Origin of the sequence: Emticicia sp. 21SJ11W-3, from assembly GCF_024138715.1 — a bacterium.
GTDB classification, from domain to species: Bacteria; Bacteroidota; Bacteroidia; order Cytophagales; family Spirosomataceae; genus Emticicia; species Emticicia fluvialis.
In genome coordinates this window covers 2,243,242-2,268,774 of record NZ_CP092074.1, presented here as the reverse complement: position 1 = coordinate 2,268,774, position 25,533 = coordinate 2,243,242, and the positions used below count along the sequence as shown (strand labels likewise).

The following is a 25,533-nucleotide window of genomic DNA, read 5'->3' as shown; positions in this document are numbered from 1 at the left end:
TATATTAACTCCTATACCAGCGGCTTATTCTTTATAATCGCCAAAGAGCTCGATTAACTTCTTTTGTCTGTATTCAAAGATTTCTTCTAATTGCCCGCTGACCATGATGCTGTTGGCAATATTACCCAGAAAACCCAAAGGAAGTTTGTAATGAATGATGTCTTCCATTAAAACACCATTTTTGATTTCCTTTAACTTATGCTGATGATGCCAGAATTGATAAGGCCCCATGCGTTGCTCATCAACAAAATAGTGCGGCTCATGAACATGGGTAATTTCAGTACACCATTTCAGAGGTATCCCCATCACAGGTTTTACCAGGTACGTAATTATCTGACCTGCATACATAACGTTTCCATGATGTCTGGAGGTCATTTCGAAGCCCATATAGGAGGGCGTAATAGTTTTAAGATTTTCAGGAACCGACAGGAACTTCCAGGCGGTTACTATATCTATGGGTAGTTTTTGAGTTTTATACAGGCTGTGCATTTAAAAGGCAGTTTTTTTATTTAACCAATGGCTTCTATTAAATGTTTTAATATTTTTTGGTGTCTTTTAATTATATTATTAATACCCACGGCAAAAAAAGATGAATACAAAGCCTGAAATGAACTTCACAACTACCTTCTTTTCCTTCTCATTTTGCCACAAACTCTGTTTTTTAAAAGAAAATTAAACAACAATTGTAACCGGTTTTATTAATAGTCAATCCGTTAATCGCTACTATTTCAATCAATAAAATTAAACCAGTATTAATGTTAAGCCGGGAACTCCCGAAAAGGAGCGTTTTTCATAAAACTTTGCTTATCATTGTATCTAATTCATTATTCAACCAATTATAATATTTTTTATATGAAACGATTCCTGTCGGTTCTGCTGCTGCTTACGCTCAACGCCACTGCATTTGCTCAATTAAAACTGGCCAGGCTATTCTCTGACCACGTAGTGCTGCAACGCCAAAAGCCTATTCCGTTTTGGGGATGGGCAAACCCAAATGAAACCGTAAAAGTAACCCTGGCTAACCAAACACAGTCAGCTCAGGCAGATGCCTCGGGCAAATGGCTTGTAAAACTGAACCCGCTGGAAGCAGGCGGGCCTCATCAATTAAGTGTATCGGCGCAATCAGGTAATCTAACCGTAAAAGACATTCTGATTGGTGAAGTCTGGCTTTGTTCAGGACAATCGAACATGGAATGGAGAGTAATACAGGCCGACAACTATATGAACGAAAAGAATGATGCTAACTATCCGCAGATAAGACATTTTTATGTGGACCATGAAGTTACCATGACCCCACAAACAAATCTGAAAACTGGCGAATGGGTTGTTTGCACACCAGAAACATTTGGCAATTTTACGGCGGTAGGGTTCTTTTTTGCCCGCGACTTATACAAAAAACTGAATATCCCGGTTGGTTTACTGCATTCATCGTGGGGAGGCTCGCAGATTGAAGGCTGGATAAGCAAAGAGGCGATGCTGACAGACAATGAACTGAAAACTTATGCCCAAAAACTGCCCGACAATTGGGAGGCGGCAGATGCCATTCATGATGCCAAAACCAGAAAAGCACTACTAGGCAGTGCAGATATAAACCCCGATGCGGCTTATGAAAAGAAATATCTGGAAGAAAACTATGACATTTCTAAATGGCTTAATGCAGGTAGCCCGCTTGGCCAATGGGATTGGAAAGGCGTGTGGATGTTCAGAGGGAATGGCTTCATGGCCCGTAATGTAAATGTACCTGCCGACATGGCCGGCAAAGAAACCACCCTTGGGCTGGGTATTCAGGACAGCCCAAATGAAATTTATGTAAATGGCCAGCTGCTATTTAAAGGTATTCTGAAAGGAAACCGTAAAATTATTGTTCCTGCCAATACCTGGAAAGCAGGCAACAACCGCCTAACCATAAAATTTGGTAAAATGGCTGACCCCTCATGGTACGGATTAGGCATAATGGGCAGTAATGAAGATTTATACCTGAGTGCCGGAACTGATAAAATCAGCCTGGCCTATGAATGGAGAATCCTGCCGTCATTTGCTGATAAGCATGAGTACCTGCACTCGAGTAACAATGTAGGCACCACTATTTATAATGCCATGATAGCCCCTTTGGTACCTTTTGCGATTCGTGGTGCACTGTGGTATCAGGGAGAAAGCAATGTCGGACGTGCCTACCAATATCGCAAGAGTTTTCCTTTGATGATAAACGACTGGCGCAAACAATGGAATGATGAGTTCTCTTTTTATTTTGTACAATTGTCTAGTTATGGTGGATACCAGAACAGTAATCAGGGCAGTAACTGGGGTGAGCTGCGCGAAGCACAAACCATGACCTTGAGCCTGCCGAAAACCGGAATGGCAGTTTCTACAGATGTAGGCAACCCGAAAGATATTCATCCCACCAACAAACAGGACGTAGGCCACAGGCTTGCCCTGAATGCGCTGAAATTTGATTACGGACAAGAGTTGCTGCATTCAGGCCCGATGTACGAATCCGTAAAATTTGAGAAAGGTAAAGCCACTTTGGCGTTTAAATATATAGGCAAAGGTTTAACTGCCAAAGACAAATTCGGTTACCTGAAAGGTTTTGAAATAGCCGGAGACGATAAGGTGTTTTATTTTGCCAAAGCAGACATAGTGGGTGATAAAGTAGTGGTGTTTCATCCGAAAGGATTAAAACCTGTTGCTGTTAGGTATGCCTGGGCAGATGCGCCAGAAGATGCCAACTTATTTAATGCAGATGGATTACCCGCAAGCCCGTTCAGAACTGACGACTGGAAAGGTATAACCATTAACGGTAAATTTGAATAAAGCTAAAACATGGGGTATTCAGCAAATAATAACCGATACGGGCAAATGACCTACCGCCAATGCGGTAAAAGCGGACTCAGACTGCCGGCCGTGTCGTTGGGTTTATGGCATAATTTCGGAGGGGTAGATGTGTTTGACAATTACCGGGCCATACTCAGGGCTGCGTTTGATAACGGCATCACCCATTTTGACTTAGCAAACAATTACGGGCCGCCGCCTGGCTCGGCAGAAGAAAATTTCGGCTTACTGCTGAAAAAAGATTTTGCACCGTATCGGGACGAACTCATTATTTCATCTAAGGCCGGATACCCGATGTGGCCTGGCCCGTATGGAGACTGGGGTTCAAAAAAGTACCTGACAGCAAGCATAGACCAAAGCCTGAAACGCATGGGTATTGACTACGTAGATATATTTTATCATCACAGACCAGACCCGCAAACGCCGCTTGAAGAAACAATGAGTGCCCTTGATTTAATTGTCCGTCAGGGTAAAGCCTTTTATGTCGGCATATCCAATTATAAAACTCCGGATGCCGTTAAGGCCTTCAACATTCTTCAACAGTTGGGTACACCCTGCCTGATACATCAGCCCAAATATTCAATGTTTGAGCGCTGGGTTGAAGACAGCCTTCTTGATGCCCTTGAGGTGCATGGCGTTGGTTGTATTCCGTTTTCGCCTTTGGCGCAGGGACTTCTGACTGATAAATACCTGAGGGGGATTCCGGCAGACTCAAGGGCTGCCAAACAACACGGGCATCTTCAGGAAAACCAGGTAACCGAAAATGCAGTCTTCAAAATACAGCAATTAAATAGCCTCGCCATTGGGCGTGGCCAAACACTGGCTCAAATGGCGCTGGCATGGGTGTTAAAAGACAACCGGGTTACCTCAGTTCTGATAGGCGCCAGCAGGGTATCTCAGCTGGAAGACGCTCTCAAATGCCTGAACAATACTGATTTCACCCATCAGGAACTCAAACAGATTGAATTGATTTTAAAAGGTTAAAATCTAGCCTTTAATACTACCGGCACTGATTATGGCCTAATTTATGGGTGCCGGTAGCATTGCAGTTTAAAAAATAAAAGACCTGTTTTTGTTTTAATTGCTTTGATTCTTCCTTTCTTTAAACCCTATGAAAAGACTATTGGCTGTAGTTATACTCTTCATATATCAGGTTGCTTTGGCTCAGGTCAGTATCAGAATAAACCCGGCAAAAAACCTGAAGCCTGTATCACCTTATCTTTACGGGCGCAATAACTCTTTTGCCTCTACCAACCCCAATGAGCAAATTTCTGCCGAAGACCTGATACGGGTAAAAGAAGCCGGTGTACAGTTTTTCAGAGAAAGTACAGGCAACAACAGCACCAAATACAACTGGCGCAGGAAATTATCGAGCCACCCGGACTGGTACAATAATGTATATGTAAACAACTGGGATAACGCCGCAAAGAACCTGCAAAAGCATGTGCCTTACGCACAAGGTATGTGGGCTTTTCAGCTTATAGGCCGGGCAGCCAAAACCAATGCCTTTAATTTTAATGACTGGGTCTATAACCAATCGGCCTGGTGGGAAGGTGTAACCCAGAATCTGGCCGGCAATGGTATACTAAGCCCAACCGGAAATAAAGCAAAAACAGACGGAGACCCCAGCCTATATCTTGAAAAATGGCCGGCTGACTCAACCATCGGTATTCTTGACCATTGGTTTGGTAACAATGGTTTAGGCCTTAGCAAAAGCAAGATTATCTATTGGAACATGGATAATGAACCTGAAATTTGGAGCGGCACACATGATGACGTAATGCCGACACAGCCATTGGCTGAGGAGTTTATGCAGAAGTATTTTGCCGTTGCAAAAAAAGCCCGGGCGAAGTTTCCTGAAATTAAACTGGTTGGGCCGGTAACTGCCAATGAGTGGCAGTGGTACAACTGGCCCGCTGGTATTAACTACGAGGGACGCAAATTTCCGTGGCTGGAGTACTTCATTAAAAGAGTAGCAGAAGAGCAAAAAGCAAGCGGTGTGAAATTACTGGATGTACTGGACATACACTTTTACCCGTCTACAAAAATAGCTGATGAAATTGTACAACTGCATAGGGTGTTTTTCGATCGAAATTATGCTTTTCCGGGCGCAAATGGTGTTAAGAACGTAAATGGCAACTGGGACAACAGCCAGAACAAAGAATATATTTTTGGTAGAATAAACGACTGGCTCGCTCAATATATGGGCGCGTATCATGGAGTAACGCTGGGCCTGACTGAAGCAGGTATTGAAAGCGAAAATGCAAACGTAACCGCAGTTTGGTATGCTTCAACTATAGGAGAGTTTATGAAAAATGGCGTAGAGATTCTTACACCCTGGCAATGGAAGCCCGGTATGTGGGAAACCCTGCACCTTTTCAGCAGATTTAACAAATCATATTACATTAACGCAGAAACATCTAACGAAATACTGGTATCGGCTTACCCGAGTATCAATGCGGCCAAAGATTCTATGACTGTGGTTCTGGTGAACCGTAGCGCGGCCAACAGCCAACCTGCAACAATCAGCTTTGATAATTTCATTGTCAGCAGTACCAAAGCTAAGGCGATGAGCCTTAAATCATTACCCGTCACCGAGACTTTTTTTTCTCATACAAAAAACGCTTTAACAGAAAGCGACATTGATGTTGCAGGCAATACACTGGCCCTTAACTTACCACCTATGTCGGTTACTTCATTACAATTGGCAGGCCATATTGGCCAGATTAATTTATTGGGTACTGAAATAAATCAGGGGGTTAATGTGAAGGTTTTCCCGAATCCATCATCAGAAAAAGTATTTATTGAATGGGAAACCGGGGCATTTGAAGAATTAGAAATAACAAATGTACAAGGAAAAGTGATTTATCAGGAAACAATCAGCAAAGAGAGCCGTAAGGTTGCAATAAAGCATTTTTTACCTGCGGCAACTTATTTTGTGAGATTAACCAACAACGAAGGCGCCATTGTAAGAAAAATTATGATTGAATGACTCTTTTTGGCATTAAAGAATTTGTTCAAAAAAAGTAATCTTTTGATAAATGCTGGTGATTTCAATAGTTGATTCAATTAAATAGTCAGTAGAAAAATAATAAAAGAATTAATTGTCATTCTGACATTTAATTCTTTTATTAGCATTAGTTTTTGTAAGCAGACCGTCAGTATCGGTTATACATTTAAACAACCCAAAGAGAATGAATGGAATTTCCCGTCGTAATTTCGTAAAAAATGCTGCGTTAACTGTTGGAGCCGCAGGGTTAACATCACCCGCTGAGGCAAAAACTGCTAAAGAATTGTTTGTGCATCATGTGTTTTTTTACCTGAAGAACCCGAATAGCGAAGCCGACAAAACTAAATTACTGGAAGGACTGGAGAAACTCTCAAAAGTTCCAACCATCAGAATGGCACATATCGGCTCTCCTGCAACAACCAACCGCAGTGTAATTATACGCGACTACTCTGTTTCATGGCTATGCTTTTTTGATAGCCTTGAAGAAGAAGAAATATACCAGAAACATCCGATCCACTTAAAATTTGTAGAAGAATACTCACATCTATGGGAAAAAGTGAATGTTTATGATTCAGTAGGGCCCAAAAGATAATTATCTCTATGCCAATAATATTTAAAAAGCCACACTTTCTGTTTTAACAATGAGTGTGGCTTAATTTTTAAAAAACCTGTATCTTATGAAACGTATATTCAACCTGTATTTAATTGTACTGTTTCTTGTCGCCATTGGCAGGATGACCGATGCCGCTGCACAAACAGAAAACATAAGGCTTAATCAACTGGGTTTTTATCCAAAAGCACCTAAAATGGCTGTTTGGGTAGGCGAAAAACAAAGTGATTTTAGTATACTGGCACCAAACAAAAAAGATGTGGTTTACAGAGGGAAGCTGTCTGAGCAAAGAACTAACAGTATTTCTCAGAAAACCACTCAGATTGCCGATTTTTCTGCCTTCCAGAAGACAGGCGTTTACTATGTAAGTATCGGAGAAAAAGGGATTTCATATCCTTTCGAAATCAAAAACGATGTACATCGTAGTGCTGCCATTGCTTCGCTGAAAGGCTTTTATTACCAGAGGGCATCTACTGAGCTGCCTGAAAAATATGCAGGCAAATGGCACAGAAGCGCCGGGCATCCGGATGACAAAGTATTGATACATGCCTCGGCGGTTTCAACAGATAGGCCTGAAAATTCAGTAATTTCTTCGCCTGGCGGTTGGTACGATGCCGGAGACTACAACAAATATATTGTAAACTCGGGCATAACAATGGCTACGCTGTTTTCATTGTATGAAGACCATCCGGTATACTTTAAGACCTTCAAGGCCAATATTCCTGAAAGCAAGAATGCCATGCCAGATTTACTGGACGAGGCACTTTATAATTTAAGATGGATGCTAACTATGCAAGACCCAGCCGACGGCGGTGTTTATCATAAGCTGACCAACCCTTCGTTCGACGGAATGATAATGCCAGACAAAGCCACAAAGCCACGCTATGTGGTACAAAAAAGCATTACAGCCTCGTTAGATTTCGTAGCCGTGATGGCACAAGCCAGCCGGATATTGAAAGACTATCAGAAGCAGTTACCCAGCCTTGCAGACTCATGCCTAACAGCCGCTACCAAAGCCTGGGCATGGGCCAGGGCCAACCAAAATGCGTTCTACAGGCAAAATGAAATCAATAAACAGTTTGACCCCGATATTGTAACCGGTGAATATGGCGACAGAAACGCAACTGATGAGTGGATTTGGGCAGCAATAGAACTCTGGATAAGCACTAAAGATGATAACTATGCCGACGTAAACAATCTGTTCCCTGAAACCCCTTTACAATTACCCTCGTGGAATCAGGTCAGAATGCTGGGGTATTACAGTTTAGTGAGGTCGGAGAAAACGCTTACACCTAAAGCTTTGGCTGCTTTGCCTAAAGTAAAAGAGTTGCTGAAAACCTTTGCCGACAAACTGTTAGACGGTTCTGACAAACAGGCCTTTAACACTGTAATGGGCAAAAGCGCCCAGGATTACATGTGGGGTAGTAGTTCTCATGCGGCCAATCAGGGAATTGCACTTTTGCAAGCCTACAAAATTACCTCTGACAAGAGGTACCTTGAAGCGGCCTTATATAATCTGGATTATTTGTTTGGAAGAAATGCAACCGGATATTCTTTTCTTACCGGTTATGGCTCAAAGCAGGTTATGCACGCACACCACAGGCCATCAGTAGCCGACGGCATTCCACAACCGGTGCCGGGTTTGCTATCTGGCGGGCCTAATGTTGGCAGACAAGATAAATGCGCCTCTTATACTTCTTTGTTTGCTGACGAGTCATTTACAGATGATGAGTGCTCTTATGCATCAAACGAAATTGCCATCAACTGGAATGCCCCGATGGTTTATCTGGCAGCGGCAATAGAGGCCCTGCAAAAGCAGTTCTGAACGGGCAGCAAAATACTGACGCCTTAACGTGTTGCGGGGCTTGCCCGAAGGCATAAAAAAATCCAGTTCTGGCAGGACTGGATTTTTCTATGATTATATAAAAGCGCTTTACAATCAGCCCAGACTTTCTACTCTCAGGCTAACGGCTCGTTTATGGGCTTCCAGCGACTCAGCCTCTGCCATTAGTTCTACAGTTTTGCTGATGTTTCTGATGCCGGTTTCTGATATTTCCTGAAAAGTAATTTTCTTTACAAAACTATCTAAAGATACGCCACTGTAAGCACGTGCATAGCCATTGGTTGGCAGGGTATGGTTAGTACCTGATGCGTAATCACCGCAAGATTCGGGGGTATAATTACCTAAAAATACCGAGCCTGCATTGACTATCTGCTCTGCCACATCAGAATAATTCTCAACCGATAATATCAGGTGTTCAGGTGCATAATCATTCAGCAACTCAATGCAATCAGCTTCATTTTCAAGCAGAATTATCTTTGAATTCTCTATAGCCTGTGCAGCCAGTTCTTTTCTGGGCAGGCGGTTTAATTGACCAGATACAGCCAGATTAACAGCCGAAACCAGTTTCTTGCTGGTTGTTACCAGTAATACCTGGCTATCGGCTCCATGTTCAGCCTGCGAAAGCAGGTCAGAAGCTACGAAAGACGAAATAGCTGAATCATCGGCAAAAACAGCCACTTCTGATGGTCCTGCGGGCATATCGATGGCTACGCCCTCTTTGCTCAATAATTGTTTAGCAGCCGTTACATACTGGTTACCCGGGCCGAAAATCTTAAATACCTGCGGAATAGTTTCAGTACCATAGGCCATAGCCGCAATGGCCTGTGCCCCTCCTACCCTGAAAACCTTTGTTACACCTACCAGTTTAGCTGCATAGTAAATAGCCGGATGGTTACTTGGCGAACAGAGGATCACCTCCTGACAACCGGCAATTTGTGCCGGTACACCCAACATCAATACTGTTGAAAAAAGTGGGGCAGTACCCCCCGGAATATAAAACCCGACTTTTTGTATACCCACGTTTTTTCTCCAGCACTTTATACCCGGCATGGTTTCAATTACCTGTGGTTCTTGCTTTTGTGCAGCATGAAACGTATAAATATTATGATATGCCTGATGAATAGCCGCTTTCAGCTCTTCTGAAAGATGCTCGCCGGCAGCATCAATTTCCGATTGTGGTACTTGTATGGCACCTAATTCAATCTTATCGAATTTCAAAGCAAATTCACGCAAGGCAATATCTCCTTCTTTTTTTACTTTGGCTAAAATTGGTTGTACTTTTTGCTCAATATCTGCCATTTCCTGCACGGGGCGTGCCAGCAACTGTTTCCACTCAGCTCGTGGAGGAAAAGAAACTATTTTCATTTATCTGATAATTTTCAGTTTTTCTACCAATTCTGCCGAGATTCCCTCAGCATATACGCCATAAGCATTCACTAAAACTCCTTTTAAACCCGTAGATGGCGAAGAAATGGCATACACCACCAACTCATCTTCAAGGTCAGTTTCGCCCTCAAAACGATGTACCTCATCTATCTGAAAATCATCCGGTGGCAGGTGCGTGTCGTGGGTATGACAATACATTGCTTCGTTTTTCAGATTAAAATTATGCACATAGCCATTCGCTGTTAAAGCATTTATAGCATCGGCAGAGGTATCGTAGGTGGTCATGGCTATTAAGAAAATGTAGTTTTTAATATATCATTTTTTCTATCGGAATCACCAGAATGCCCTCTGCACCTGCGGCGCGAATAGCCTCGATGTTTTCCCAGAACTGGTTTTCTTCCAGTACAGAATGAATCGAGCACCAGCCAGACATGGCCAGAGGCACAATAGTGGGGCTCTTCATGCCCGGTAGCAAGCTAATAATTTCATCCAGCTTATCATTGGGTGCATTCAGCAGAATATACTTGTAATTCTGTGCGGTTTGTACTGCCCTTATTCTGAACAACAATTTATTAAGGGTTTCACGCTTTTCGTCAGACAAATTTTTGCTGGCAACCAGAATGGCCTCAGACTTAAAAATGGCCTCTACTTCTTTCAAACCATTACTGAGCAAGGTGCTACCCGAGCTGACGATGTCGCAAACACCTTCGGCCAGACCAATGCTGGGGGCAATCTCAACCGACCCGCTGATCTCATGTATTTCGGCCGTTACACCCTTGCTTTTCAGATAACCGCCCAGAATACGCGGGTATGAAGTAGCTATGCTTTTACCATTGAAATCTTCAATACCATTATACTCAACGCCACGAGGCACGGCTATTGATAACCTGCATTTCGAAAAACCCAGCCGGTAAACCAGTTCGGCTTCACGGTTTGACTCAACAAAAACATTTTCGCCAACAATGCCAATATCAGCCACGCCGTCTTCCACATAGCCCGGAATATCGTCATCCCGAAGAAAAAGGAACTCTGCATTAAAGTTAGACGACGAAGTTTTCAGCTTGCCTGTGCCACTTTCAAACTTTATACCGCATTCTTTGAAAAGTCCAAAGGAGTCTTCACTCAGCCTGCCAGATTTCTGCAGGGCAATGCGTAAAATAGAATCTTTATTCGCCATTTATTTTTGATTTCATTGAAAAGTCTGCAAAAATACAGTTTGGAACGCTTTTCACAAAGGAATATATTGTTTAAAGCAATTTAGTTGAATATTAACATTAGCTTAACTTGTAAAACGCTTAAAATCAACTATATTTGTATCACGTTAAACGCGTTGCAAAATTTTAATACCACTCCTAAAACACCCTAGAATTTATGAGACATTCGGTGCATCTCAGTTACCGGGCTACTCGTGATATGAAACTAAATAAAGTAAAAAAAATCGTCTCGGCTATTATTGTCGTTTTGATTTGTCTGCTTGCCATTTTTTTCTGATTCAAGTTCTTTAGCCCATTCAGAAATTCTCTTTAAAAATTCTGTTCGCTTTTGATGAAATGCTCTGGCATTCCTTCTAAATTAGCGTCAGGTTTTTTACTCATACTTTATTTCAAACTACCTCTTCATGAAAAAGATTATCTTTTTTGTGCTATGCTCGTTTGTAGCTTTAGCGCAAAATGATTTTGTAAAACAAAATTATACCAAACACGAATACAAAATACCCATGCGCGACGGCACCAAGCTGCACACAGCAGTTTATGTACCGAACGATGCTTCGGAGTCTAACAAGTACCCGATATTGATGCAGAGAACCTGCTATAGTGTTGCGCCTTATGGTGAAGACAAATATCCGTACCGACTGGGGCCGTCACAAACGTTAATGAAAGACAAATTTATTTTTGTTTATCAGGATGTACGAGGCCGTTGGATGTCGGAAGGTACCTGGACCAACATGACACCCAATAACCCGGGCAATGGTGCCAACACAGCGCCTGATGAAAGCTCTGATACTTACGATACCATTGAATGGCTATTAAAAAATATCTCTTCAAATAACGGCCGCGTTGGACAATGGGGAATCTCGTACCCCGGGTTCTATACCGTGGCCGGAGCCGTAGATGCCCACCCGGCATTAAAGGCGTCATCGCCGCAAGCCCCTGTGAGCGACTTTTTCTTTGACGACTTCCACCACAACGGAGCATTCATTCAGGCTTATCTTTTCACATTTCCTGTGTTTGGTGTTCAAACACCCGGCCCTACGTCTCAGGCTTGGTATAACAGCCAGATGATTAACACCAGCCAGATGAAAGATGGCTACCAGTTTCAGCTTGATTTAGGCCCGCTGAAAAATGCTCAGAAATACTACAAAGACAATTTCTATTGGCAGGAAACCATAAACCACCCTAATTATGACGATTTCTGGCAAAAAAGAAGCATTATTCCTCATCTGAAAAACATCAAACATGCAGTTATGACAGTGGGTGGCTGGTTTGATGCCGAAGACTTATATGGCCCGTTGAATGTTTACAAAAAAATAGAAAAAAATAACCCGGGTACTTATAACACTTTGGTTATGGGGCCTTTCGGGCATGGTCGGTGGTCGGCAGAGACTGGTCATACCCTGCACAGCAATGTATATTTTGGAGACAGTATAGCCACTTTTTATCAGAGAAATATCGAAGCTAAATTCTTCCGCCACTTTCTGAAAGAGGCAGGTGACGGTAAAACAGGCCTGCCAGACGCTTATCTGTTTGACACAGGTACCAAAGAATGGAAACAATTTGAAAAATGGCCTGCGGCTAATGCGCAAAAGCTAACATTTTACCTGAATACAAACGGAAAACTTGACAAGGCCAAAGCGGCCAGGGCTGGCGCCAGCGAATATGTAAGCGATCCTAAAAAACCAGTGCCTTACAGCGAAGACCTACAGTCTATGACAGGCTTTACTCCTTTCAATTATATGTCGGAAGACCAGCGATTTGCCGCCAAACGCCCGGATGTACTGGTATTTGAGACAGATGTATTAACCGAAGACATAACTCTGGGAGGAGAGATTTTTGCAAAACTGAAAGTAAGCACAACCGGCAGCGATGCCGACTGGGTTGTAAAACTGATTGATGTGTACCCGGGCAACGAGGTGAACCACCCCTATATGCCAAATAAAAATGTAATGTTGGCTAATTATCACCAGATGGTCCGCAGTGAGGTAATGAGAGGGCGTTTCAGAAACAGTTTTGAGAAACCCGAGGCATTTGTACCAAACAAAGTGACTGACGTTAATATTCAACTGCAGGATGTGCTGCATACTTTTAAAAAAGGCCACAAGATACAGATTCAGGTACAAAGCACGTGGTTCCCGCTGATTGACCGCAACCCGCAGAAATTTGTACCGAATATTTACAAAGCTGATGAGGCTGATTTTATTAAAGCCACACACAAGGTTTATTCTGATTCGAGCATTGAAGTACAGGTATTGAACTAACAGTAGTTAATTCTGGTATACGCAAAATCGCAGGCAACTCCTGCGATTTTTTTTTGTTTAAATACTGGGTTTTTGTATAGAATAATGATTTACAGGCCATCTTTTTCAGAAAAAAATAAATATTTTTCTTGCACTCCTGTTGCATGGGTTTCTTATCTACATTTGCAGCATGAGTCGGTTTTCGAACATATTCTTTAGCTTTTATCTGCTTTTTCTGGCGTGTATGCCCTGCCATGATACCGCCGGCAGTGTAGATACTATGGCTAAGGCTGTTGTACGTGCCGACACCGATTCACAGGCGGGGCATGGTGAGGAGTCTGACCTCTGTTCGCCTCTTTGCAGTTGTGCCTGCTGTGGTAATCTAATGATTTCTCCTTATACCGTACAGGCCGTTGAGCGCAACGTTGTTTCAGCCAGAACGGTGTATCTTACCGAAACCAAAGATACCGCAGGTTTTATTTCCTTGCTCTGGCAACCGCCACAATTAGTTTAATACGACTTAGATAAATTTTCGCTCTGCGAAAACCCAGTGCTTACTCAACAGTAAGCCTCAACAAGTATTGTATTAACTAATTGGAATCATGAAAAAATTAAGATTACTATATATATTTTTCGTTGTAGCACATAACAGTTTTGCCCAGAGCATACCCGGTATTATTGTAAAAGACAGCAAAACCAAAGAGAGTTTAATAGGGGCAACAGTAAGTTTTAAAGGCACTACAAACGGAGGCACGACCGATGCAGAAGGGAGAATAAACCTTAAAGGCGTAGCTGATGGCGAACAAACCATGGTAATTTCATTCATTGGCTATGAGACACTCACCCAGAAAATCACATTCCCGCTGATGGCAGATACCATAATTCTGCTGCAAAGCAATGATGAAGAACTGGAAGAAGTGGTGGTTTCTACCACGCGCATCAGCCGCAACATTGAGAGTATTCCCACACGCATAGAGGCTATTTCAATGGAAGAAATAGATGAAAAAGCCAATATGAGACCCAATAATGTATCAATGCTGCTGCACGAAAGCACGGGCATACAGGTACAACAAACCAGTTATACATCTGCCAACCAGAGTATCAGAATACAGGGTCTTGATGGCCGGTATACCCAGATTCTCAAAGACGGTTTCCCTGCGTTCGGAGGCTTTTCGAGCGGATTAAGCATTCTTGATATTCCGCCGCTTGACTTAAGGCAGGTTGAAATCATTAAAGGCTCTGCATCAACACTCTATGGCGGTGGAGCAATAGCCGGAGTTGTCAATTTTATATCAAAAGAGCCTCGTGAAAAACAGGAGTTTTCAGCCATTATCAACCAGACATCAACAGGTGGCGGAACAAATTTCAGCGCCTTTTCGGCTAAAAGAAATGCAAAAGTGGGTTATTCCTTTCTGGTATCGGGTACTATTCAGAAACCTTATGATGTAGATAAAGACGATTTTACGGAGATTCCCAAAAGCCGGGATCTGAACATCAACCCCCGGTTGTTTGTCTATTTCAATGATAAAACCAGGTTAGTATTAGGCAACTCCACCACTTTTCAGTATCGTTTTGGCGGCGATATGTATGTAATTAAAGGAAAGGGGGATGACCATCACGCTTATTATGAAAAAAACGAATCAGTAAGGAATATTACAACGGCACAGTTAAGCAGGCAGATTTCCGGGAATAGTCAATGGGTACTAAAACAAAGCCTGAGTGTTTTTGACAGAAAAATCAGAATTCCGGACTATAGTTTCAGAGGTTTGCAAACCCATGCTTATACCGATTTCTCATACATAACCCAGCTCAATAAACAAACAATCGTAACGGGTGCAAATCTGATTTTTGATAATTTCAGAGAAAAAGAAAGTGATACTCCGAGAAAAGAAAATAACTTGATTACCGGAGCTTATGTGCAGGACAATTGGGATTTAACAGAAAAACTTCTGTTTGAAGGTGGTTTCAGGCTTGATTATGCAAACCGTTATGGCCTTTTTGCCTTACCCAGAGTATCGGCATTATATAAAATTTCAGAAAATTGGAGTAGCCGTTTAGGGGGTGGCCTGGGTTACAAACTACCCACTATGTTTACAGAGGCAACTGAAACGCTGGCGTTCCGGCATGTGCTGGCCATAGATAATAAAGCCAAAGCAGAGAAATCTTATGGTAGTACAATAGATTTCAATTACCAGAACAGTATAGGAGAAAATCTGAGTTTTACAGTTAATCAGTTGTTCTTTGTAACACAAATCAATAGACCACTGGTACTGACCAATATCGCAGACAATGCCTTCTATTTTGAAAATGCCGTGAAACCCGTCATTTCAAAAGGTTTCGAAACTAATGTACGAATCACCTTTGCCGACTGGATAAAGCTCTTTGCAGGATACACTTTTACAGATGCCAAAGCCACTTATAAGCACGGAAATCAGACAGTGCCTTTGTTACCAAAAAACAAAATTAACATGGCTTTACTGGCAGAAAAACACAGGAACTTCAAAATTGGGCTCGAGGCTTATTATTCTGACAGACAGGTACTGAGCGACGGCCGATTAACCAAACCTTTCTGGGAATTTGGATTGTTCTTAGAAAAGACCTTCGGTAAATTAAGTGTTTTTGCCAATGCCGAAAACTTTACAGATACCCGGCAGAACAGATTTGAAAAAGTAGTTACTGATGCTCATAACACGCCACGTTTCAATGAGGTATATACCCATACCGAGGGGCGGTCGTTTAATGGTGGCATTAAGGTTAAATTTTAATTTATTAATTGACCAATTGGTAAAACGTTGCATATATGAAACACGGGCATAACCATACACCAAAAGGGCTTAATACAGACCCTAACCATGTGCATACTTATGATGCAGAAGGCAGAATAACCTGTTGCTCGCTGGAGGAGAGAATTTACACGCAAGCCAATGCCGAAGAACTGCTTGCATCAAAAAATGAAATTACGGAGTCTTTAAACCATGATAGTTGCTGTAGCAGTCATACTCACATGAATCAGGAGAGCCACAACCATGACCACGACCATGACCATGACCACAGCCACGGTAATACCGGCGGGTGGGTTCAATACCGCCCTGCCATTATCAGTTTTTTACTGCTGATATCGGGCATTGTGCTAGACTCCAATTTTTCAGGCTCGTTCTTCCATAGCTATATCAGGCTTATCTGGTATGCGGCAGCGTATCTTCCGGTTGGGTTTCCGGTAATAAAAGAAGCCTGGGCAGGTATTAAAGCAAGAGAGTTCTTTACTGAATTTACCCTTATGGTTCTGGCTACAATTGGCGCATTTGCCATTGGCGAGTATCCCGAAGGGGTGGCAGTAATGCTTTTTTATGCAGTTGGCGAATTATTTCAGAGTGCCGCAGTGCGAAGAGCCAAAAGCAATATCAAAGCCTTACTTGATATTCGGCCATCATCAGCCAGTGTTCTCAGAAACAATCATTTTATAAACCTGAAACCGGAAGAAGTAAACATAGGAGATATCATACAGATTAAAGCCGGAGAAAAAGTACCGCTTGACGGTGAAATGTTAAGTGCGGGCAGTAGTTTCAATACTTCGGCTTTAACCGGTGAAAGCAAACCTGGCAGTATTTATAAAGGCGAAACTGTACTGGCCGGCATGTTGAATCTGGACAAAGTGATTGAACTGAAAGTAAGCAGAGCCTTTCAGGACAGCTCGTTGGCGCGTATTCTTGATATGGTACAGAATGCCACTACCCGCAAGGCAAAAACAGAGTTACTCATTCGTAAGTTTGCCCGTATTTACACCCCTATTGTGTTCTTTCTGGCGCTGGCTGTTGTAGTATTGCCTGCGTTGTTCGTACAAAACTATGTATTCAGCGAATGGCTTTACCGGGGCTTGATATTCCTGGTTATTTCGTGCCCATGTGCATTGGTTATCTCAATTCCGCTGGGTTATTTCGGTGGAATCGGCGCTGCATCCAGAAATGGCATTCTCTTCAAAGGCTCCAATTATCTGGATTTGATGACCAAGGTAAATACAGTAGTTTTAGACAAAACAGGAACACTCACCAAAGGCGTTTTCAAGGTTCAGGAAGTAGTAACCACAGGCATAGATAAAGATGAATTTATGCAGTTAGTGGCAGCGCTTGAGAGTAAATCAACCCACCCAATCGCCAAAGCTATTGCCGAACACGCCAATAAAGACAAAGCACTCGTAATCGGGAGCATTGAAGAAATAGCCGGGCATGGCCTGAAAGGCATCATTAACGGGAAAGAAGTATTGGCAGGAAATATTAAACTGTTGCAAAAGTTTAATATTGATTATGACAGAACACTGCAAAACATTGTTGAAAGTGTTGTGGCTGTGGCCATTGACGGCAAATATGCAGGGTATATTATTATTGCTGATGAAGTAAAAGAAGATGCTGCAGAGGCTATCAGCCAAATGCACGCCAATGGCATTAAGCAAATTGTTATGCTAAGCGGAGATAAAAATTCTATTACACAAAAAGTTGCACAATCTATTGGTATTGACACGGCATTCGGCGATTTGCTGCCTGAACAAAAAGTACAGAAAGTTGAAGAACTGCGTAAAGACCCGACAAGGGTAACTGTATTTGTTGGAGATGGCATTAACGACGCCCCTGTGCTGGCATTGAGTGATGTAGGCATTGCTATGGGTGCTATGGGCAGCGATGCAGCCATTGAAACCGCCGATGTGGTTATTCAGACTGATCAGCCTTCTAAAGTTGCAACGGCCATTAAAATTGGTAAAGCCACCAAAAGCATTGTGTTTCAGAATATTGCATTGGCTTTTGCCGTAAAAATATTGGTTCTGATTCTCGGCGCCGGGGGGCTGGCCACTATGTGGGAAGCCGTATTTGCCGATGTTGGTGTTGCACTGCTGGCCATTTTAAATGCCGTAAGAATACAGAAAATGCAATTCTGAGTAAATTACAATTACAAATGGGGTAGCTTTAAACCAATGCTGCCCCAATACCTGTCACGCTTCAAGCCCATTGCCCACAATTTGACAAGGTTCAGATACGGCAATATCATTTTTTTAGCTATACTTGTATATTTATTCAGCCTCTATTCAACATAAATATTATTTCAATGAACGAAACGCTTTCCAGACAGAAGTTTCTACATTATACCGCGTCTGCTGGTGCAGCGTTGCTTCTTTCTTCACTTGAGGGTTTTGCCCTGGAAACCACCGAAAAAAAACTACGGGTAGCCGTTATTGGCTGCGGAAGCGTGAGCAACAGATACCTGCCTCAGTTAATTTCATCACCTTTAATTCAGGTGGTTAGCCTTTGTGATATTAAGCCTGAACGAGCGGTTGAGCAAAACAAGCAATACAAGGTAAATGCCAGAACTTATGCAAATATAGACCAGATGCTGGCCGGAGAACCATTTGACATGATGGTTACCCTCACCGATATGCAGGCACACGGAGAATTAAATAAAAAAGCCCTGCTTGCCGGGAAACACGTCTGGAGCGAAAAGCCAATGGCCAACACTTATGCAGAAGGTAAAGCCTTGCTTGAACTGGCAAAGAACAAAAAACTAAGAATATGGGGAGCCCCAGCCGTGGTAAACAGCCCTCAGTTTGCATTGATGAACAAAACTATTCAGGAAGGCAAATTGGGCAGACTGGCGGCTGCGCATGGGCAGTATGGGCATACCGGGCCCACCTGGAGCGCCTTTTTCTACGAGAAAGGAGGCGGCAGCATGCCAGACCTGGGTGTGTATAATATGGCAACCCTGACCGGCCTGCTTGGCCCTGCCAGAAGCGTAATGGCCATGACCAGCATTGTAAATCCTGAAAGAACCGTTGACGACAAAGGCAAAGTAAAAGTGGAAGCCGAAGACAATGCCCATGTGTTACTTGAACATAATAAAGGCGTGATTTCTCATATTATGTGTGGGTTTAATTATTTCGACCCCCATGGGCATGAGGCCACCAATCAATCTTTACATTCGATTCAGATCTACGGCGACCGCGGTAATATGCGGTTAATAGGGTATGACTGGGAAACAAACGGCGTTGTACTGGATACGTCGTGGACAGACCCACCTGTACTGACCAGTACAGAAAAGGGCGGATACGAATGGCAGGAAGGTGCGCGAGTAGTAGGCGAAAGTATCGTAAAAGGTATTGAGCCAATTATTAATGTTGAACATGCCCTGCACGTTTTAGAAATTATAGAAGCAGCCCGGAAATCATCAGCAACCGGTATGAAAATTAAACTTACCAGTAACTTCAAATGGCCATTACTTTAAATTCAGAATCATTCACTTTTACATAAACCACCTTTTTTTGCTTAACTAAAACAACATCTTTTGATTTAATTTTTCCTTACATGAAACACATACTTTTATTTGCTCTTACAATTTTTGCAATCAATTCTTATGCCCAGACCTTATCTGAACAACAGGTAAGGCAATACCTGGATGCACTACAAAAAGAAGAAATAATTTCTGAATTCGGTAAAGACGGTTATCTGAAAGCCTTCGACAAAGAGAATTCTGCCATCAAACAACGGCTTTCAACCATGCCCATTGGCGCCTTGGGTAATTTCCCCGACTCAGTATTTATGTCAAGAGGCGCTATTCTTGGTTTTGTTGGGGTGTATGAACTCATCCGTAATGTAGGTTCGGCAGCTGATGAGCTGGTACGATTCAGAGAGATGTCTGAAAAAATACTGGGCGAAAGCATGTATTTCAAGCCGGAAATAGAAGGAGACCCCAACCCTAAAAATCCGTTTTCGTTTCTTGGGCTTGAGCAAAACCTGAAAAACTCAAAAACACAATATCTTCAGGTAGCCGAAAAATTAAGGCGCATCGGTCTGGTCGATGAAAATGTTTACCAGGAGCTTATAAAATGGCTTGAAAAAGACCACATTAAACTCATTAAAGACTTTAGTTTCTTTATCTATGCCGCCCGGCAAACCTGGTTTTATGACAACTACGGGTCGCTAAAAGCAAAACAGTTTAAGTTTATTGACTCCTTGGTATCGAACAGGATGCTTACACCGCAAAGTGCAGAAAACCTAAGAAAATCTTACCAGCCTTTCGAGCTAAAAAGTAGGGTTGAGCTGCTGTCTTATTGCACCAACACCCTGCTGATACCGGAAGAACAAGGAAATTTCACCAGACAAGAGATATACGAAAATATATACAAACAGATAACTGCCAAACTAATACCCGATTTTACCTACGCTGATTTCAGTATTTCAGAAATCAAAAAAAATAATCCCAATTCGCCCTCCGGTATGTTTGGTTCAGTATTAGATTTTGGCACTTCTAAAGACAAAAAGACATTCAAGCTGGTATTTAAAGCAAATGGATTTAGTTATGCGCAAAAGGCAGATACCGACTTCTGGTGGGTTAAAACCATATCGAAGAGCCTTCCGCCGGATATCAATCTGGATACCGTAGTTATTAAATCCTATGCCACCTTTTTATCTCCGCTTACAGGCATTGGCACCAAAGATTTTCAGGCTGTCAACGATTACCTGACAGACATTGGGTCGGCCAGACGTTTAATGGTGGTTGCCAATGAAATGAACCCCTTGCTTCCGCTTAAAGACGGACGCAAAGCCCTGATGTTGGTTGATAGCTCTCAGGCAGGTCTATTTAAAAATGACTGGCAAAATTTAATTGATTTACCGATTTTCCCCAATAAATCCAAAGTTGATTTTTCTGATAAATACAGCAAAGATAAACTCCTGCAAATAATAAAAGATTTTCAGGAAAACGGCATTTTACCTGCCAACGACACCGTGGGTGCAGATAAAGCCATTTCAGATTTCAGATTTGAATCACGCAAACCCGAATACCTGAAAAGAAGCCTGTTATTAAGTTACCCTTCTCTGGTAGCCGGCGTCAATTTCAACCTGGGCAGAGATGCCAGAAATGCAGATACATTTAAATCAGCAATTGCAGAGCTGGCTCGTGTTACGCAAGGCAGGTTCAGTCCGCAAAAAGTTACTGACAATTTAGATGTAGAGCTCCTTAAACCCGGCTCAAAAGACAGAAGCCTGTTAATGAGTTACAAACTCAATGACAAAAAGTATGAGTACCGGCAAGACATCCCTAAGACTGAAGAGGAGCAGGAAAAAGATGCTGAACCCCTAAAAGACAATATTTTCAATATCGGTGCATTAAGCCTGAATGAATACGAGCTTATTGAGTTAATAAATTCGTCGCTTGAAGAAAGCAAAATAGACGGGGCATTTTATAAAATAAGCACCGGATTTAACTTATTCAGTATTGGTGAAGCGAGTCATTATATATTTCTGACACATAAACAATATGAATACCTTGAAGCCAATCATTCAGAAGTTTTCAATGAGCCTGTTGAGCAGAAAATGTATGAGTCTTACCAATCGCAGATTGCGTCATTCAGAACAGATGCTTTTGCAGAAGCGTTGAAAAGAGAAAATATGCTAACCGAAGAGGCATTTAAATCTTTAGACCTGACCAAAACCAAAGAACCATCTGACATTCTAAAAGCCAGTAAACAGGCTTTGCTTATAAACATGAATGAACTCACCGGTAAAAATGATGCAGACTTGTTTACGTATGTTATCGGTAAAATCAATGAAAAGCTATTGCCAGATGCTGGTTTCAGTAATATAAGCGTAAAAAATCTAAATTCAGAAGATGATTCAAGCGGCATTAGCCAACATCTTGTTTCAATGGTAATCAACGGCAAACCTTACGAGCAAATATTGTATGTACCGTTACCCAAGGTAGTTAAAAATGCCATAGATTCACTCAAAAGCCCCAATTCACAATATTTCCCTGGCATAGGAGAGCATCAGTTCAAAATTATAAACGATTTCCTGACTGACTCCGGCAATCCGTATCGTCTGGTAATTGTCTGCGACTACCGCAGCCCTTTTCTATCGTTTGTTCTCTTCGACAGTACCCAGGCCTCACTTGTGCAGGAATCTCTGCCTAATAATTACGTAGATTTTAATTTGTACAGTCGGGATTTCAGCCGCGACAGCCTGCACAATACACTGTTTGAGCTAGGGCGTTTAGGGTTATTCAACCCGATGGATGAAGAGCAAAGAGAAGCATTTATTTTAAAATTGAGACGCAACTATACCACGGGTAAAAGTATGCTTGAAAATCTGCCCAAAGTAGTAATTACATCCAATATCTGGGAGCTGGACAACTTCATAGATCTTTTCAGGTCAATGATAGATTCCCTAAAAACCATTTCCCGCGGGCAATTTAATCCGGTACGGCTTGAAGACAATTTTCAACAGATGCTCAAAAAAGGCGAATACGCCAACAGAACCTTTAAGTATGGCTTTGAACTGAATGGCAAAAAGTATACAGAAAGCCAGTTTGTAAAAGCAACGCCCAAACCTAAAGGCAAAACAGAAAAGTCTGACTATGAGTACTTTGACTTTGATACTGTTAAATTTTTAGAGTTTGTAAACAAAGCGCTTACAGACCAAAACTCTGAGTATTTGTTCTATGAATTACTTAACGAAGAAGACGAGCAACCCGGTCCACAGTATATCTTTTTATCGGGCAGTCAGTACAGATGGATAAAAACAAAATACCCTGATATTTTTGCAAATCAGGAAGATACCCGATTATACGATTCAGACAGAATAGACGACAAAAATAAAAACTAGTTTTATAAATGAAGTAAGCCATACCCCTTTATAACCTATGAAAAAACATATTTCTGCCCTGATTCTGGCCGGATGTTTTCTATTGATTGCTGCAATTCAAAAGCAGAATCAACCGGAAAACGATGAGTATACACAATGGGGTGAATATCTGGGAGGCCCCGACCGTAACCACTATTCAAGACTGAATCAGATAAATCCTGAAAATGTGAAAAATCTGAAAGTGGCTTGGTCTTATGCAACACCAGACTCGGGGCAAATGCAGGTTAACCCTATTATTGTAGAGGGTATTTTGTATGGCGTTACTCCATCTGTACAGGCTTTTGCGCTTCATGCAGCCACAGGAAAAGAGCTTTGGCGTTTTGGCGATAAGCTGAACAATTATGCAAGTACCAGCCGGGGAGTGGCTTACTGGAGCGATGGAAATGATAAGCGTATTTTACATACCATTGGTGCATATCTATATGCTATTGATGCCAGAACCGGCAAATCAATAACCTCTTTTGGTAATAACGGGCGGGTAGATTTACATACGGGCCTGCCAGAAATTGCCCGCTCTAAATTTATTATTTCTAATACCCCCGGTACTATTTATGAAGATTTAATTGTGATGCCCGTGCGACTATCTGAAGGGGCAGATGCTGCGCCGGGCGACATCAGGGCATTTAATGTAAAGACAGGTAAACTGGCCTGGAGTTTCCACACCATCCCCTACCCTGGTGAGCCGGGTTATAACACCTGGCCAAAGAGTGCCTACAAAAACCTGGAAGTAGGCGCAGCCAATAATTGGGCTGGTATGGCCATAGACCGCAAGCGAGGTATTATTTATGTACCCACCGGTTCGGCGGGCTATGACTTTTATGGCGGCAAAAGAAAAGGCAAAAACCTGTATGCCAACTGTTTATTAGCCCTGCACGCCAAAACCGGTAAATTGCTGTGGTATTTCCAGACTACTCACCATGACGTTTGGGACAGAGACTTGCCCGCGCCGCCTAACCTGATTACCGTAAAGCATAAAGGCAGGAAAGTTGATGCAGTGGCTCAGGTAAGCAAGCAGGGGTATGTATATTTGTTTGACAGGGTAACCGGGAAACCACTTTTCCCGATTCAGGAAATACCTGCGCCAAAATCTGACCTGCCCGGTGAGGAAACCTGGCCAACGCAACCTATACCTACTAAACCAGCGCCATTTGCCCGGCAGGCGCATACCTTAACCGAAAAAGACATTAGTGCTTATGCTGAAGACCGCGATTCGTTACTAGCCAGATTCAGAACCTTTAAGCGGAACAGATTTGCAGCTCCAAGCAAAGAAGGTACGGTTATTTTGCCCGGTTTTGATGGAGGCGCAGAATGGGGCGGCGCTGCTGCTGACCCACATGACGGGATACTCTATGTAAACAGCAACGAAATGGCCTGGATACTCACCATGAAACCCACCCCCAGACAAGATGCTTTGGCTGGGTTAAGTACCGGCGAAAGAATTTATGCCACCACCTGCATTAGCTGCCATGGAGCCGACAGAAAAGGTAATGCCAAAAGTGGTTATCCGTCGCTGATTGATATAGACAAGCGAAAAGAAAAAGATTACGTAACCAGAATCATCAGCAACGGCAAAGGTATGATGCCGGGTTTTACATCTTTAAGCCAGGCTGAAAAGCAGGCATTAGTAGCATTTTTATTTGGCGAAGAAAAAAAAGAAGTAAACATTGCAGACACCAAAGGCTTTAAAAACCCTTATTTACCGTTTGTAAGTACAGGTTACAATAAGTTTCTTGACAGCAAAGGCCTGCCCGCCATTACTCCACCCTGGGGAACACTGAATGCAATTGATATGAACACAGGCGAGTACTTATGGAAAATACCATTGGGAGAATTTGAATCGCTGAGGCAGAAGGGAATACCCACAACCGGCTCCGAAAATTATGGTGGCCCATTGGTAACAGCTAATGGCTTAATTTTTATTGCAGCCACGAAAGACGAGAAGTTCAGGGTTTTTAACAAAAAAACAGGGGAGCTTGTCTGGGAAACCAAATTACCAGCAGCCGGATTCGCCACGCCTTCTACCTATATGCTTAACGGAAAGCAGTATATTGTTATCGCTTGCGGCGGCACCAAACTGGGGGCAAAAAAAGGCAACCAGTATGTGGCTTTCGCATTACCCTGACTGCCTCATAAAACAAATAGCCTTGCGGCTATAGATTGCGCATAAGTGTTTCAGTAATTGCCCTGAATAAGCAGGTAATTATCATGAAAGCGGTATTTATAAATAATATCCAGGTCGCGCATGGCATTTATTAAGGCCAGTTGACTGAAATACTTCAGGTCTTCGGATTTAATAGATGCTTCTTTTAAAACTCCGGTATCTAACAAAAACTGCCTTTTGGTTCCATTCAGCAAAGGTGTGTGGGGTGTTAGCCATTGGCTGCCATCATAAAAAGCTACATTGGCAAAAGTAGCATCAGTCAGCATTCCATTATGTAGGATAATCAAATCATCAGCCTCAGGATTTTGATCCAGCATCTGCTTAAACCCGCTCCGGTCTTCAAACTTGTAAGGGTATTCAAGCTGGCGGTTTTCTATCAAGTCAATTCTGCCCGGATGCACTGGCTTATAAGAGAAAAACTCAACCTTTTCAATATCATGCTCGTAGCTTACTCTGCAACGATATAGCCCCTCACCTACCCAATCAGGTATGTTTATTAACTCTGCTAAACTCACCTCTTTATCAATTCCCAAAAGCTCTGTACGGCTTTTTTGCATCCG

Annotated in this window: 17 protein-coding genes; 12 read left to right on the top strand and 5 right to left on the bottom strand. The window is 42.5% G+C overall.

Annotated features, from left to right (window positions below; all coding sequences use genetic code 11):
* Positions 1-24: 24 nt before the first annotated feature.
* The gene (locus MB380_RS09595; protein WP_253534952.1) at positions 25-489 is read right to left on the bottom strand and encodes an SRPBCC family protein; all 465 of its coding nucleotides are present in this window, start codon (positions 487-489) and stop codon (positions 25-27) included.
* Positions 490-852: 363 nt separating this feature from the next.
* On the opposite strand from MB380_RS09595, the gene MB380_RS09590 reads away from it, so the two are divergent.
* The 5 genes from MB380_RS09590 to MB380_RS09570 all read left to right on the top strand — a co-directional run bounded on the left by MB380_RS09590 (position 853) and on the right by MB380_RS09570 (position 8,274).
* A complete protein-coding gene (locus MB380_RS09590; protein ID WP_253534949.1) occupies positions 853-2,811 on the top strand; it encodes a sialate O-acetylesterase in 1,959 nt (652 codons plus the stop codon).
* Between the two features lie 9 nt (positions 2,812-2,820).
* Positions 2,821-3,813, top strand: a complete 993-nt coding sequence (gene mgrA / locus MB380_RS09585; RefSeq protein ID WP_253534947.1) for an L-glyceraldehyde 3-phosphate reductase — start codon at positions 2,821-2,823, stop codon at positions 3,811-3,813.
* 127 nt (positions 3,814-3,940) lie between these two features.
* Positions 3,941-5,821, top strand: a complete 1,881-nt coding sequence (locus MB380_RS09580; protein WP_253534944.1) for a glycoside hydrolase family 44 protein — start codon at positions 3,941-3,943, stop codon at positions 5,819-5,821.
* 202 nt (positions 5,822-6,023) lie between these two features.
* Positions 6,024-6,431, top strand: a complete 408-nt coding sequence (locus tag MB380_RS09575) for a Dabb family protein (protein WP_253534941.1) — start codon at positions 6,024-6,026, stop codon at positions 6,429-6,431.
* 85 nt (positions 6,432-6,516) lie between these two features.
* Positions 6,517-8,274: a glycoside hydrolase family 9 protein gene (locus tag MB380_RS09570; RefSeq protein ID WP_253534938.1), complete on the top strand. Its 1,758-nt coding sequence runs from the start codon at positions 6,517-6,519 to the stop codon at positions 8,272-8,274.
* 114 nt (positions 8,275-8,388) lie between these two features.
* On the opposite strand, the gene hisD is transcribed toward MB380_RS09570, so the two are convergent.
* The 3 genes from hisD to hisG are packed head-to-tail and all read right to left on the bottom strand — an operon-like array spanning position 8,389 to position 10,855.
* Positions 8,389-9,657 (bottom strand): histidinol dehydrogenase, encoded by a 1,269-nt coding sequence (gene hisD, locus MB380_RS09565; RefSeq protein ID WP_253534935.1) that lies wholly within the window; start codon positions 9,655-9,657, stop codon positions 8,389-8,391.
* Positions 9,658-9,963 (bottom strand): phosphoribosylpyrophosphate synthetase, encoded by a 306-nt coding sequence (locus MB380_RS09560; RefSeq protein WP_253534933.1) that lies wholly within the window; start codon positions 9,961-9,963, stop codon positions 9,658-9,660.
* Between the two features lie 22 nt (positions 9,964-9,985).
* On the bottom strand, positions 9,986-10,855 hold the full coding sequence (hisG, locus tag MB380_RS09555; RefSeq protein ID WP_253534930.1) for an ATP phosphoribosyltransferase: 870 nt from the start codon (positions 10,853-10,855) through the stop codon (positions 9,986-9,988).
* Positions 10,856-11,296: 441 nt separating this feature from the next.
* Here hisG and MB380_RS09550 point away from each other — a divergent pair, with 441 nt between their 5' ends.
* From MB380_RS09550 to MB380_RS09520, 7 genes are all read left to right on the top strand, one after another.
* Entirely contained in the window at positions 11,297-13,153 is a 1,857-nt protein-coding gene (locus MB380_RS09550; protein WP_253534928.1) for a CocE/NonD family hydrolase, read from the top strand.
* 169 nt (positions 13,154-13,322) lie between these two features.
* Entirely contained in the window at positions 13,323-13,646 is a 324-nt protein-coding gene (locus tag MB380_RS09545) for a DUF6660 family protein (RefSeq protein WP_253534925.1), read from the top strand.
* 88 nt (positions 13,647-13,734) lie between these two features.
* Positions 13,735-15,897, top strand: coding sequence for a TonB-dependent receptor (locus MB380_RS09540; RefSeq protein ID WP_253534923.1), 2,163 nt, complete (start codon positions 13,735-13,737; stop codon positions 15,895-15,897).
* 35 nt (positions 15,898-15,932) lie between these two features.
* Positions 15,933-18,059, top strand: a complete 2,127-nt coding sequence (locus MB380_RS09535; RefSeq protein WP_253534921.1) for a heavy metal translocating P-type ATPase — start codon at positions 15,933-15,935, stop codon at positions 18,057-18,059.
* A 167-nt stretch (positions 18,060-18,226) separates the two neighbouring features.
* On the top strand, positions 18,227-19,396 hold the full coding sequence (locus MB380_RS09530) for a Gfo/Idh/MocA family protein (protein WP_253534918.1): 1,170 nt from the start codon (positions 18,227-18,229) through the stop codon (positions 19,394-19,396).
* Positions 19,397-19,476: 80 nt separating this feature from the next.
* Positions 19,477-22,773: a hypothetical protein gene (locus MB380_RS09525; RefSeq protein ID WP_253534917.1), complete on the top strand. Its 3,297-nt coding sequence runs from the start codon at positions 19,477-19,479 to the stop codon at positions 22,771-22,773.
* Positions 22,774-22,810: 37 nt separating this feature from the next.
* On the top strand, positions 22,811-24,934 hold the full coding sequence (locus MB380_RS09520; RefSeq protein WP_253534914.1) for a PQQ-binding-like beta-propeller repeat protein: 2,124 nt from the start codon (positions 22,811-22,813) through the stop codon (positions 24,932-24,934).
* 50 nt (positions 24,935-24,984) lie between these two features.
* Here MB380_RS09520 and MB380_RS09515 read toward each other — a convergent pair whose 3' ends face one another.
* Positions 24,985-25,530 carry an aminotransferase class IV gene (locus MB380_RS09515; protein WP_253534912.1) on the bottom strand — a complete coding sequence of 182 codons (546 nt, stop codon included), beginning with the start codon at positions 25,528-25,530 and terminating at the stop codon, positions 24,985-24,987.
* Positions 25,531-25,533 lie beyond the last annotated feature (3 nt).

Bases quoted from the DNA above. Each gene is read 5' to 3' on its own strand.
- MB380_RS09595 (WP_253534952.1), bottom strand. From the start codon at position 489: ATGCACAGCCTGTATAAAACTCAAAAACTACCCATAGATATAGTAACC.
- MB380_RS09590 (WP_253534949.1), top strand. From the start codon at position 853: ATGAAACGATTCCTGTCGGTTCTGCTGCTGCTTACGCTCAACGCCACT.
- mgrA (WP_253534947.1), top strand. From the start codon at position 2,821: ATGGGGTATTCAGCAAATAATAACCGATACGGGCAAATGACCTACCGC.
- MB380_RS09580 (WP_253534944.1), top strand. From the start codon at position 3,941: ATGAAAAGACTATTGGCTGTAGTTATACTCTTCATATATCAGGTTGCT.
- MB380_RS09575 (WP_253534941.1), top strand. From the start codon at position 6,024: ATGAATGGAATTTCCCGTCGTAATTTCGTAAAAAATGCTGCGTTAACT.
- MB380_RS09570 (WP_253534938.1), top strand. From the start codon at position 6,517: ATGAAACGTATATTCAACCTGTATTTAATTGTACTGTTTCTTGTCGCC.
- hisD (WP_253534935.1), bottom strand. From the start codon at position 9,657: ATGAAAATAGTTTCTTTTCCTCCACGAGCTGAGTGGAAACAGTTGCTG.
- MB380_RS09560 (WP_253534933.1), bottom strand. From the start codon at position 9,963: ATGACCACCTACGATACCTCTGCCGATGCTATAAATGCTTTAACAGCG.
- hisG (WP_253534930.1), bottom strand. From the start codon at position 10,855: ATGGCGAATAAAGATTCTATTTTACGCATTGCCCTGCAGAAATCTGGC.
- MB380_RS09550 (WP_253534928.1), top strand. From the start codon at position 11,297: ATGAAAAAGATTATCTTTTTTGTGCTATGCTCGTTTGTAGCTTTAGCG.
- MB380_RS09545 (WP_253534925.1), top strand. From the start codon at position 13,323: ATGAGTCGGTTTTCGAACATATTCTTTAGCTTTTATCTGCTTTTTCTG.
- MB380_RS09540 (WP_253534923.1), top strand. From the start codon at position 13,735: ATGAAAAAATTAAGATTACTATATATATTTTTCGTTGTAGCACATAAC.
- MB380_RS09535 (WP_253534921.1), top strand. From the start codon at position 15,933: ATGAAACACGGGCATAACCATACACCAAAAGGGCTTAATACAGACCCT.
- MB380_RS09530 (WP_253534918.1), top strand. From the start codon at position 18,227: ATGAACGAAACGCTTTCCAGACAGAAGTTTCTACATTATACCGCGTCT.
- MB380_RS09525 (WP_253534917.1), top strand. From the start codon at position 19,477: ATGAAACACATACTTTTATTTGCTCTTACAATTTTTGCAATCAATTCT.
- MB380_RS09520 (WP_253534914.1), top strand. From the start codon at position 22,811: ATGAAAAAACATATTTCTGCCCTGATTCTGGCCGGATGTTTTCTATTG.
- MB380_RS09515 (WP_253534912.1), bottom strand. From the start codon at position 25,530: ATGCAAAAAAGCCGTACAGAGCTTTTGGGAATTGATAAAGAGGTGAGT.